At 35.6% G+C, this 11,705-nt stretch carries 12 protein-coding genes; 9 read left to right on the plus strand and 3 right to left on the minus strand.

The window, feature by feature from the left end; genetic code table 11:
- Positions 1–3: 3 nt before the first annotated feature.
- The gene (locus AC6H33_RS00090; protein WP_497604968.1) at positions 4–1,503 is read left to right on the plus strand and encodes a porin; all 1,500 of its coding nucleotides are present in this window, start codon (positions 4–6) and stop codon (positions 1,501–1,503) included.
- Positions 1,504–1,554: 51 nt separating this feature from the next.
- Here the strand turns inward: AC6H33_RS00090 and rpsU are convergent, their stop codons facing one another.
- Complete coding sequence (rpsU, locus tag AC6H33_RS00095) at positions 1,555–1,767, minus strand: 30S ribosomal protein S21 (protein ID WP_294890544.1); 213 nt, start codon at positions 1,765–1,767, stop codon at positions 1,555–1,557.
- A gap of 193 nt (positions 1,768–1,960) precedes the next feature.
- Here rpsU and AC6H33_RS00100 point away from each other — a divergent pair, with 193 nt between their 5' ends.
- Entirely contained in the window at positions 1,961–2,092 is a 132-nt protein-coding gene (locus AC6H33_RS00100; protein ID WP_497604969.1) for a hypothetical protein, read from the plus strand.
- A 111-nt stretch (positions 2,093–2,203) separates the two neighbouring features.
- On the plus strand, positions 2,204–3,856 hold the full coding sequence (gene dnaG, locus AC6H33_RS00105) for a DNA primase (protein ID WP_497604970.1): 1,653 nt from the start codon (positions 2,204–2,206) through the stop codon (positions 3,854–3,856).
- Here dnaG and AC6H33_RS00110 read toward each other — a convergent pair.
- The gene (locus tag AC6H33_RS00110) at positions 3,846–4,793 is read right to left on the minus strand and encodes a hypothetical protein (RefSeq protein WP_497604971.1); all 948 of its coding nucleotides are present in this window, start codon (positions 4,791–4,793) and stop codon (positions 3,846–3,848) included. The genes dnaG and AC6H33_RS00110 overlap by 11 nt on opposite strands.
- A 138-nt stretch (positions 4,794–4,931) precedes the next feature.
- Here AC6H33_RS00110 and AC6H33_RS00115 point away from each other — a divergent pair, with 138 nt between their 5' ends.
- From AC6H33_RS00115 to AC6H33_RS00125, 3 genes are read left to right on the plus strand one after another with little or no spacing between them, the layout of a single operon-like run.
- A complete protein-coding gene (locus AC6H33_RS00115) occupies positions 4,932–6,128 on the plus strand; it encodes a DEAD/DEAH box helicase (protein WP_497604972.1) in 1,197 nt (398 codons plus the stop codon).
- Between the two features lie 48 nt (positions 6,129–6,176).
- Positions 6,177–7,157, plus strand: coding sequence for an argininosuccinate synthase domain-containing protein (locus tag AC6H33_RS00120; protein ID WP_497604973.1), 981 nt, complete (start codon positions 6,177–6,179; stop codon positions 7,155–7,157).
- A gap of 57 nt (positions 7,158–7,214) precedes the next feature.
- Positions 7,215–7,631, plus strand: a complete 417-nt coding sequence (locus AC6H33_RS00125; protein ID WP_497604974.1) for a hypothetical protein — start codon at positions 7,215–7,217, stop codon at positions 7,629–7,631.
- Here the strand turns inward: AC6H33_RS00125 and AC6H33_RS00130 are convergent.
- The gene (locus tag AC6H33_RS00130; protein WP_497604975.1) at positions 7,618–7,866 is read right to left on the minus strand and encodes a hypothetical protein; all 249 of its coding nucleotides are present in this window, start codon (positions 7,864–7,866) and stop codon (positions 7,618–7,620) included. The two genes, AC6H33_RS00125 and AC6H33_RS00130, sit on opposite strands and share 14 nt — an antisense overlap.
- A 79-nt stretch (positions 7,867–7,945) precedes the next feature.
- On the opposite strand from AC6H33_RS00130, the gene fliK reads away from it, so the two are divergent.
- The 3 genes from fliK to AC6H33_RS00145 are packed head-to-tail and all read left to right on the plus strand — an operon-like array spanning position 7,946 to position 11,593.
- Entirely contained in the window at positions 7,946–9,607 is a 1,662-nt protein-coding gene (fliK, locus tag AC6H33_RS00135; protein ID WP_497604976.1) for a flagellar hook-length control protein FliK, read from the plus strand.
- A gap of 16 nt (positions 9,608–9,623) precedes the next feature.
- Positions 9,624–10,289: a FlgD immunoglobulin-like domain containing protein gene (locus tag AC6H33_RS00140; protein WP_497604977.1), complete on the plus strand. Its 666-nt coding sequence runs from the start codon at positions 9,624–9,626 to the stop codon at positions 10,287–10,289.
- Positions 10,290–10,300: 11 nt separating this feature from the next.
- Positions 10,301–11,593, plus strand: a complete 1,293-nt coding sequence (locus AC6H33_RS00145; protein ID WP_497604978.1) for a flagellar hook protein FlgE — start codon at positions 10,301–10,303, stop codon at positions 11,591–11,593.
- Positions 11,594–11,705 lie beyond the last annotated feature (112 nt).

The raw sequence follows: 11,705 nt of genomic DNA on the forward strand, positions 1-11,705 counted from the left end.
GACATGAAAGAGATAAAGTTTGTACTGATTTTTGTTGTAGCTACGTCTATTATTGCGTCAGTTTTTATCTATACTCTTAAAACGATAGATAAAAAAGAGCCTCAAATAAAGAGTAAAAGCAATAGCAAAGGCACAAACGGTGCAAAACAAACCTATAAAGCTGATCAAAACGAAACGATAACACTACTCAGCCAAGAGCAAGAAGATATAAATGTTTCAATGATTGATATAGATGAAACTCTCTTAATAAGTAGCGATAAAAATGAGACAAAAGAAGAGGTAATTGTCGAAACTCCAAAGAGTGATGACTATGATCTTATTGTCGAAGAAAATGTAGCTGGAAATAGTATATTTAACAAAAGTTTCATACCACATGAGATGGTAAAGAAAAAAAAGAAAGAAAAAGATATTCAAGATACATCTTCAGGAGATGATGCTGATGCTCAACTAGAAGAGATTGTTAGCGATAGAGATAGACTTCTTAGCAATGAAAACATCCCAGAGTGGATAAAAGACGGCATAAGAGGGTTAAATGTTTTAAAATATGAGTACAACTTGGATATTGGTATATCATACAGAGGGGTTGTCCAATACGAAAGCGTGAGTGATAGTTTTGGAAGCGGTGGAAATATTGATATTTTTGGTATATATAAATCAACGCCAAATTCAAGTTTTGGTTTTAACCTAAGAAGTAGAAATAATTATGGCGGATACTCAAGCAAAGAGTATGGTGAGAAAATAGGCTCTCTTTACTCAGTTTCGCCATCCCATGATAATATTTCCCCATATATTACAGAGTTTTGGTATCAATACATTATTGAAGATTTAAGAGTTCGTTTTGGATTTTTAAATCGTAACTCTTTTATCGACAACTCATTTTATAAAAATCAAAATAAATATTTTTTAAGCAATACATTCTCACTCTCTCCGTATAACTCTCTCCCAGATAATGGGCCAGGCTTGGTTGTAAAATATAAAAAACCAAACTACTACACTCTTGCTTATCTCGCAGATGCAGATGTAAAAAAAGGAGAGTCTTTAGGAAGCATTGTAGATAGAGATTTGAAGCTATATAGTGCTTTAGAGTTCGGATTAACACCAGAAAATGGCCTATATTATATTACTTTATGGGATAAAGATTCAAAAGACAATACTAAAGAGAAAAATCAAGGCGCTATCTTCTCTTTTAACCATGTTCTTGAGAATGAGTATAAAGTATTTGCAAAATATGCACTCTCAACAGATGCTACTGAAAAACAGCACATCTCGCTTGGTATAGGGCGTACAGACTTATATAAGACAAATGACCTTTTTTCGGTTGCCATCGGTTTGGCAAAACCAAATGAAGAGTATAGAACGCAAAGCTCAGCAGAGATGTTCTACAGATATGAGATATTTCATGGGGTGCAGTTTACAACGAGTATGCAACTTATCTATCATCCCTCAAAGTCATATGAAACGTGGGCAGTTTTACCTGGAGTAAGAGTTAGAATGGTTTTTTAAGAGATTATATTTTGTATGTAGAGGAAAAAACACAGCCCGAAGGCTTATGTTCTATAGGCGTGATTCGTAACGTCTCATCATATAAAGACGTTTAAGCATTTTTTTACGAGATGCTATTAAGAATTTCTTACGCTTATCAGTTTTCGTTTCATGGAAACGACGAGCACGAGCTTCAGTAACGATTAAGTTACGGTCAGTCTGCTTCTTGAAACGGCGGTAAGATGCATCAAAATTGTCATCACTACGTAGTACAATACCTGGCATATCACATCACCCACTTTCTTTAAAATTTGAACTGGAATTGTATCATAAATAACTTCGGATAGTATTATTTAGAGTAATTTATAGAAATATTATCTAAATTGACATATATCAATAACTCTTTTTTCTAAATCGGATAAAATTTCTCTGATTTAAAAATTTAGAGCGTAATGCGTTCTTACCAAAGGAAACGAAAATGAAAAAAATCATTTTAGCAATCACGATAATGTTAGGTGCCCTCCAAGCTGATAGCGTAGTTCACTACGATGTTCAAGAAACAAACACTCCGATTAGTAAACCTAATCACCCGACTACAGATATTTATTAATATCTAAAATTTTATTTCTCCTTCTAAAATAGGTCTTACCGTGGCCTATTTTAGTGACACTCCTTATAGTTTGACAACTCCCTTTAACGTACATTTTTGTATAATTCATGCATGATAAACCAAGACTCCATAGAAGCCCTAAAGGCACGACTTGATATTGTTGATGTTGTAGGCTCTTATTTAGAGTTGAAAAAAGCAGGTGCAAATTTTAAGGCTCCATGTCCTTTTCATGATGAAAAAAGTGCCTCTTTTGTAGTCAGCCCATCAAAGCAGATATATCACTGTTTTGGTTGCGGAGCTGGTGGTGATAGTATAAAGTTTGTGATGGAGCATGAAAAATTAAACTACCCAGAAGCACTTGAGAAATTGGCTTCAACATACAACTTCTCTCTTAGTTATAGCGATAGTAAAAACTCTAAACCTCGTTCTGGAATTATGCAGACTATAGATTCATGGTATCACTATCTTTTCACAAAAACGCCACAAGCTATATCATATATAAAAGAGCGCGGTATCTATGAGAGTAGTATAGAGAAGTTTGGTATTGGATATGCACCAGATTCCAACTCAACTATTTCGTATATAAAATCGCAGCTGCTTAACATGAGTGAAGCCCTAGAGATGGGCATTATAGGGAGTGAAGGCTCAAAATCATATGCTAGATTTATAGAGCGTATAACTTTTCCTATACACTCTGCAAACGGAACGATTGTCGGTTTTGGCGGCAGAACTATAACAGGGCATCAAGCAAAGTATGTAAACTCTCCAGAGACACCATATTTTAATAAATCTCGTCTTTTATATGCTTATCATCATGCAAAACAGACTATTCATAAAACAAAAGAGATAGTTATTACAGAAGGGTATCTCGATGTTATAATGCTCCATCAAGTGGGGTTTACAAATGCTGTTGCAACACTTGGAACGGCGCTAACTCAAGAGCATCTTCCACTCTTACGTAAAGGTGAGCCTAAAGTAATAATGGCTTATGATGGAGATAAGGCAGGACGTGCAGCTGCGCTTAAAGCCTCAAAACTTCTTAGTGCTGGTGGATTTAATGGTGGTGTTGTAATATTTTTAGATGGCATGGACCCAGCAGATATGGTAAAAAATGGCGCCGTTGAAGAGCTATCAAATATGTTTAGAGAGCCACAGCCTTTTATAGAATTTGTACTAGATGAGATTATATCGCTATACAATCTTAGTGATCCAAAAGCTAGAGAGCTTTGTATGCAAGATGCAATAGGCTATCTTAAAACTCTCTCTCCAATGCTTCAAGAGGAGTATAAATCTTATTTGGCTTCAAGGCTAGGACTGAGTCCATCATTTGTAAAGATAACCTCTCAGTCCGTATCAAATCAAAATATTCCTATTATTGATAAAAGTCGTCATAAAGATATGTGGGAGTTAAGCCTTATAAAGACTGTTTTGGAACATCCTGAGTTTGTAGATCAAATTTTGGATGTTTTAGACCCATCGCTTTTAAAATTTCACTCACTTGAATTTTCCTTAGCATTAAGAGGAGAGTTTTCTCATCCACAGCTTATGGCAATATCCATTGATGATCAGATAAAAGCGCTAAAGGATGAAGAGGCTCTAAAGGCGGAGCTTGTTTCGTTTTTGATGAAGCATTATGAGAGAGAGTATAAAAAAGTCAATGTTCGCTCAGATATTACTTTTGAGCAAAAAGCTTTTTATATTCGTAAGTTTAAAGGGAAAATCGCGCTCTTAAAAAGAGGCGAACTTGTAGCTTTTAAGAGTTAGACTCATCTTTTGGCTTGCGCTCTTTTATAGTTATCTTTCTTCCTACATTTTTTGGTGCTTCTATATTTTCTCTAGGTTTTCCATCGTGTTTGTGATTTCTCTCACCACTTTTACCAGAAAACTTAGCTTTTCCATTTTCATCTTTTCCTAAAAATTTATTTGGTTTTTTACCTGATTTGTCATACTTTTTTTCGCCATCAAATTTTGGCTTATCCCATTTAGGCTTGTCAAATGGCTTACGTTCAGAATTCTCTCCATCTCTTTTTGGCTTATCCCATTTTGGTTTATCAAAAGGTTTGCGCTCAGAGTTCTCGCCATCTCTCTTTGGTTTATCAAATGGTTTGCGCTCAGAACTCTCACCATCTCTTTTTGGTTTATCCCATTTAGGTTTGTCAAACTTTTGTTTATCAAATGGTTTTTTATATTCTGTTTGTTTTTTCTCATAAGATGGTTTATCACTAGCATCTGGGTCAAATTTATAGACGCTTTTCTCTTTTTGAGGGATTTTTTGAGCTATTTTCATCTTTTCTTGAGGTTCGTATTCGTAGCCAACAAGGATATCTTGTCTAATAACTCTTTTAAGAATAGTCTCAATTGGATAGAGATTTTTCTGCTCATTTATATCAAGAAGTATAATAGCACCATCTTTTGCTCTTGATAATCTTGACATATAAATATCAGCTGATGGTAAATCATAGCTAATGAGAAGATCACACATCAAATCTGGAGATTTTGCCAACTCATCATCATTAATAACTACAATACTTTTTGGCTCTGCTATCTCTTTGATTTGCTCCACATCTACTGAAGAGACAACTACTATGTTTGTAGTGCTGTTTTGCTCTAAAAGAAGTGCCACAAGAGATAGTTTTTTATCATTTGGACAGGGATGAATACGGTGCTTATTGTGTTTTATGATGATTTGAGAGTTTGACATTAAGTGTCCTAAGAGGGTATTTGAATATTTATCTGGTATTATATCTAATATTAGAGAAAATTATGCTATTCTATGGTTATCTTAAGCTTTAACGCTTAACAAATCTTCCGCAAAAAATAGTTAAAAATCAGGAAAATAATGTCATTTACAACACTAGGTTTATCAGCTCCTATATTAAAAGCTATAAAAGAACAGGGCTATACTACGCCAACACCAATCCAAAAACAAGCTATTCCAGTTATCCTCAGTAAAAAAGATATATTAGCAGGAGCGCAGACTGGTACTGGTAAGACGGCAGGTTTTACGCTACCACTTCTTGAGCTTTTAAGCAGAGATAAGTCATCAACCAAGAAGAGAGTTCGAGCTCTTATCTTAACTCCAACGAGAGAGTTGGCAGCGCAAGTTGGAGAGAGTGTTACTGTTTATGGAAAATATCTCCCTTTCACATCAACGATAATCTATGGTGGAGTGAGTATAAACCCACAATTAGCGGCTTTGCGTAGAGGCGTGGATATAGTTATCGCAACCCCTGGAAGATTACTTGACCATCTCTCTCAAAAGAGCATAGATTTAAAAGATGTTGAGTTTTTGATACTTGACGAAGCTGATAGAATGCTTGATATGGGCTTTATAAATGATATAAAAAAAGTTCTAGCAGTTCTTCCTAAACATAAACAAACTCTGCTTTTTTCTGCAACTTATTCAGATGAGATTAAAAAGCTCTCAAACGCTCTGTTAAACTCTCCAACTCTCATAGAAGTTGAGCGACCAAATAAAACAGCACAGAGCATAAAACAGCTAGTTTATCCAGTTGACAAAGAGCGTAAACGTGAGCTTTTGGTACATCTCATAAATGAGGGAAAATGGCAACAGGTTCTTGTATTTACAAGAACAAAACATGGAGCGAACAAACTAAGTGCACAGCTTGAAAAAGATGGCATAAGCTCAAGTGCGATTCATGGAAACAAGAGTCAAAACGCTAGAATGAAGGCTCTGCAAGAGTTTAAAGATGGCGATATAAGAGTCCTTGTTGCGACAGACATAGCGGCAAGAGGGATAGATATAGACCAACTTCCTCATGTTATAAACTATGAACTCCCAAATGTGCCAGAAGATTATGTACACAGAATCGGTAGAACAGGACGTGCTGGAAGTACAGGAGATGCAATATCGCTTGTTTGTATAGATGAACATGAGTATCTAGCAGCAATTGAAAAACTAACAAAGAGCAATATCCAAAAGGTGTGGCTAAAAGATTTTAAACCAGACCCTAGCATCAAAGCTGAGCCTATAAATCAAAGAAGTCAAAGAACCACCCATAAGAAAAAAAGATAAGTAGTGTATAATTTTATAATTTAAATTATCAATTTTATAAGGATAGTGATGAAAGCAATCGCACTCTTTAGCGGCGGACTAGACTCAACTCTGGCACTAAAAATCATAATCGATCAGGGTATTGAAGTTTTAGCGGTAAATATTAATACAGGTTTTGGAAGCACTAAAGATAGGCTTGAACATATGCAAAACATGTGTAATCAAGTTGGTGCAAAGCTAAAAATCATAGATATAGAGAGTGAATTTTTACAAGATGTTCTTTTTGACCCAAAGCATGGATATGGTAAAAACTTTAACCCATGTATTGATTGTCATGCAAAGATGTTTGCAGTTGCAAAGAGAGTTATGCAGAGTGAGGGCGCATCATTTCTTATAAGCGGTGAGGTTTTAGGACAGCGTCCGATGAGCCAAAATAAAGAGGCGATGCAGACGGTTTTAAATGAGAGCAACTGCGATGGACTGCTTCTGCGTCCGCTCTCAGCAAAAGCACTTACTCCAACAATTGCAGAGATAAATGGCTGGGTAGATAGAGATAAGCTGGAGGGAATTGTAGGGCGAAGCCGTGATAGACAGCTTGAACTAGTCCGCGAGATAGGTTTGGAAGATTTTGAGAGCCCTGGCGGCGGATGTCTTTTAACAGATGAAAATTTTGCGAAAAAAATGTTTGATTTTATAAAATATGATAAGTTTGAAGTAGAAGATATTCCAGTTATGAAATTTGGTCGTCATCTAAGACTTCCAGATGGCGCCAAACTCGTTGTAGGAAGAAACAAAGATGAAAATCTTCATCTGCAAAATATAGAGAGCCAAAAATATCATCACGTAAAAACAGTAGCCCTTCCTGGTCCACACTCTCTGCTAAGCAAAAATGCTACAGATGAAGATAGAGCATTGGCATCAAAGATAATTCTTACATACTGCAAAACAAAAGAGGATACCGCGTACACTATTTTATATGACAATACACAAGAGATAGAGGCAAGAGCGTTTGATTCAAGGGATGAGCTAAAACCATATACTGTTATGTAGTTTTTCTTTTTTCTTTTAGATATACTTTATTATAAATTTTTATACAGGAGCAAACATATGGCTGGAGTACATTTTGGATTTGATAATTTTAAACAACTATTAGACCTAACGATTGGTTTGGCGCAGAGGCTTGATGAAAACCGTGCTGAGAGCTTTACACTGCTATATTGTGATTTTTCAGGTGTAAAACAGTCAGTGATAGATAGCTCACTAGAACAGATTTTAAGAAATTCAGACGCTATCGTAAATGATAAAACAGACTACTTTTTCATACTTCCATACACAGATAAATATGGTGCAGGAATTGTAAAAAATATGTTTGGGGAATTTTTTGCGATTGATTTAAAAGCGCATATGGTTAGTTACCCGATAGATGGCGAAAACGCAGAAACTCTAACTCAAGAGCTTAGAGATGTAATATCACTTAGATATAAAAATGATTTAAGATGCTTGGATAGTTTCAATCGTTATTAGAGCTATTTTCTTTTGGTTTTTTATAAAATTCTATCGCGTCTGAGATTTTTTGCTCTTTATAAACTTTTTTATCACAAATCAATCTGCAAGTTACTTTTACATTTTTAGAAGCTTGTAGATTTTCCTCACTCTTTTTCGTCTCATATATAGACAAATCCATATTTTTCATATCAAGCGTCTCAAATGGACTCTTAGCAAATAATAGTAGCGGTAAAATCATTAGTAAATATTTCATGGGCAAAATTATAACTTAATAGTGGAATACTATGTGCTACTTACTCTAAAATCTTTAATTTAAAGACAAAGGAGAGTCAGTGGTTTTATTAAATACAAAAAGCAGTGAAAACTCATCTTCATCTTCGCCACTAAGTTTGGTTACTTCAAAAGAGAAGCCTACTGTCTCATTTTCAGACCTATTAAGAGGCGTGAGTGATGCAAAAGATAAAAAAATAGTTCAAAATGGTGCACTTGTTTTAGCGCTTGGTTCTGATGAAAAAACTATCAAACTGCCAAAAACATCATCAAAAACAGCTACTCTTACCTCCTCGTTAAACACACAAGAGACTAAAGTACAAAAGAGAGACAAAGAGCCATTGGAGTTAAATCCAAAGTTGGTATCAGGCTTAAGTACAGCCGAGATAAAAACGCTTATGAATGATGCAAAAAACTATTTAAAATCAAAAATCCAAGAGAGTGACGGTTTTAAAAAAGCTGAGATTAAAGAGCTTCCAACAACGCTAAAAGGGTTAGTTGAGGTTGCAAAAAAATTTGGTATGGATGTCAGTAAGATAACCATAGAAGAGGTAAAAGAGCATAGCTCAAAAACTCTAAAGCAAGAGAGTAAAGAGTTAAATACAGAAGTTTTAAAAGAGCTGTCTCAAGAGAAAAAAGAGACAAAGACGGAAGTTTTAAAAGAGATACCTATCAATAAGAAAGAGCAAGTTGCAGAGGTAAAAAATGAGACCCCGCAAGAGAAAAAAGAGCTAAAGAGAGAGATTTCAAAAGAGATGCCTATGGCTCCAAAAGAGGTTGTAACAGATAAAAAATCTCAACCACAAGAAGTTAAGCAAGAAGTTAAGCAAGATGTTAAAATAGCACAAAATAGTACGCTTCCTCAACAAGTAGAGCAGAGCCAAAAAAATATTGATGAAAAGTATATTGATAAAAAACAAAACGAGATTGAAAAAGAGGTAAAAGCAACACCTCTCTTTAAAGCTCAAAGTGTAAGTGAGCATACTACAACAGAGCAGATAGTCCAAGCAAAAGCAACTTCTGCTTCATTAAAATCAGAACAAAAAACACCAAAAGAGAGGGCAGATGATGCTCTTAGACTGCTTCTGGGTGGAGAAAAAGTATCTAAAGAAGCACCATCTCTAACTGCTGATTTTTCAGTAAATAGTGCAAAAGTAATTGCTCCAAGCTTGACTTCGGAAAATAATAAATCTTTAGAAAAGCTTCTTCAAGGAGAATCTTTTATATCAGAGCAACCCTCTCAAGCACAAAAGACAGACTCTCTTGGTGTAAATAAAGCGGATAGTTTTGAAGTAAAAATAAATGAAGCAAAGCAGATGATTAAATATCTCTCAGATGATATTAAAAATGCTATCAATGATTATAAATCTCCATTTACAAGAGTAAAAGTTCAACTAAATCCACAAAATTTAGGAGAAGTTGACTTAACAGTTGTTCAAAGAGGCAAAAACCTGCATGTAAATATAAGCTCAAATAACACAGCAATCAATACGCTCTCAATGAATATAAATGAGCTAAAGGCACAGTTAAACAACAGTGGAATAAATAGTGCTACATTAAACTTTAATAGTAGTTCACAAAATGGTGATAACTCATCTGGTGCATCACAGCAACAGAGACAAAATGAGCAAAAAGCTCACTCAGAGTATAGCCATTTTGAAAATGAAGAGACACATGAAGAGATAATTAGCTCTTTAGAGATTATCGTTCCACGATACATATAAAGGTAAAGGATACAAAATGGCAATTACATCAACAGGATTAAATGCTGCAACAAGCGCAGAGTATACAACTTCAAGCACATCAGAAGATAAAAGTGTTTTAGGCAAAGATGACTTTATGAAGCTTCTTCTAACAGAGCTTCAGTATCAAGATCCGACTGAGCCTATGGATACGGAGAAAATCTTAACACAGACCTCACAACTTGCAACTCTTGAAGCATCTGAAAATACCAATAAAGCGCTATCTGATTTAGCAGCTTCTATGAGTGCTTCTCAACAGTTTAGTACTATCTCTGCGATTGGAAAAACAGCAGATTTGGGAAGCAATGCTCTTACGTTGGACAAAGGAACAAGCTCTACATTTGAGATCTATTTTCCAGATGATATAAACAATGGAACAGTTCAAATCCTAGATGTTAATGGAAATACTATAAAAACATTAGATGTTGGAACAAATCCAAAAGGTGTTTATGAGTTTACATGGGATGGAACAAATGCGATTGGCGGAGCTGTTGATAGCGGAATCTACTATGCAACAGCCTCTTATACAAATCCAGAGGGAGATGCTCTAAACACTAGACTTGGAGCTTATCCAATAGAGTCTGTTAGATTTGAGAGCGGTGAAACATATTTAAAACTTGGCTCTAGTTATGTACCACTTGCCAATGTTAAAGAAGTTTATTAAAGGAGTTTGTGATGATGGCTCAAGCTTTTTATACAGGAATAAACGGAATAAAAGCACACCAGAGTGCAATTGATGTAGTTTCTGATAATCTAGCAAACACAAGCACTTTGGGTTTTCGTGCATATAGCACTGAATTTTCATCTCTTTTTGAAAAATCTTTATCTAGCGTTTATGATTCAAATACTAGTATCGGTTTGGGTACATCTGTAAATGCCATTACTATGGATGAGAGCAAGGGTGTTTTTCAACTAAGTGAGAGAAGCACAGATTTGGCGATTATCGGTGATGGCTGGTTTGGTATTCAAGGCGAAGGCTCTGCGATGTATACCCGTGATGGAAGTTTTACATTTGATAGAGATAGAGATTTGGTAACTGCTGATGGGTATTATGTATTAGGAACTATGGGTTCAAATATCAATAACGGCATCTTAAGTGAGCAGTTGGCAGAAGTAGAACTCGGTAATGTTTCGACTCAGCAAAAACTGCGCTTTCCAGATGAACTCTCTTTTCCAGTTCAACCAACAACAGAAGCTAAATTTTTTGGAAATTTAGGCGTTGATGATGAGACAAGGGTTGTAAGTGCTAAAGCCATTGATGCGCAAAGCAACTCAAACAGCATAAGATTAGAGTTTGTAAAAAGTGTTCCTCAGCCATCTACTGGAACTCAGTGGGATGTTGTGGCAACAGCTCAGAGCTCTGGTACAAGATCAGAGTACAACGATGAAACAGGAGAGACAACTTATCTCCCAAATGAAATTTATGATACACAAAATGGTGTTGTACTCTTTGATGAGAGCGGTGTTTTGATCTCAAATACTCTCTCAACTATAAACAATAACGGTACACCAGTAGCTATAAACTTAGGTAGCGGTTTTGATGGTCTTATCTCTATGAACAACCCTTTTGGCGGTTCAAGCAGTTCAAATGGAACGCAATCCGGTGAGCTTTATGGGTATGATATAAATAAAAATGGTCAGATTATCGCAACTTTCTCAAACGGTATGCAAAGCTCTATTGGAACGGTTGCTGTATATCATTTTCAAAATGACAGAGGGCTAGAGAGAGTAAGTGGTTCGAGATTTTCAGAGTCAAACAATAGTGGCGAACCAATCTTTTTTCAAGATGCAAATGGAAAAAATATAATTGGTACGGATTTGACAAACTTTAAACTAGAGGGCTCAAACGTACGTATGGAAGCTGGACTTACAGACCTTATAATAATGCAAAGATCGTATGATGCAAATTCAAAATCTATAACAACAGCAGACGAGATGCTGAAAAAAGCTTTGAGTATGGGCGCTTAATAGAGTTGGAACACTAAATGCTAACTAATCATACAAGTAAAAATAATTTTGCCTCTTTTTCTAAGAGGTCTTAGTGCCAAAGATGGCTAGTTTGGCTAAGAGGTAACTCTTA

The sequence above is a fragment of the Sulfurimonas limnophila genome (assembly GCF_059705345.1).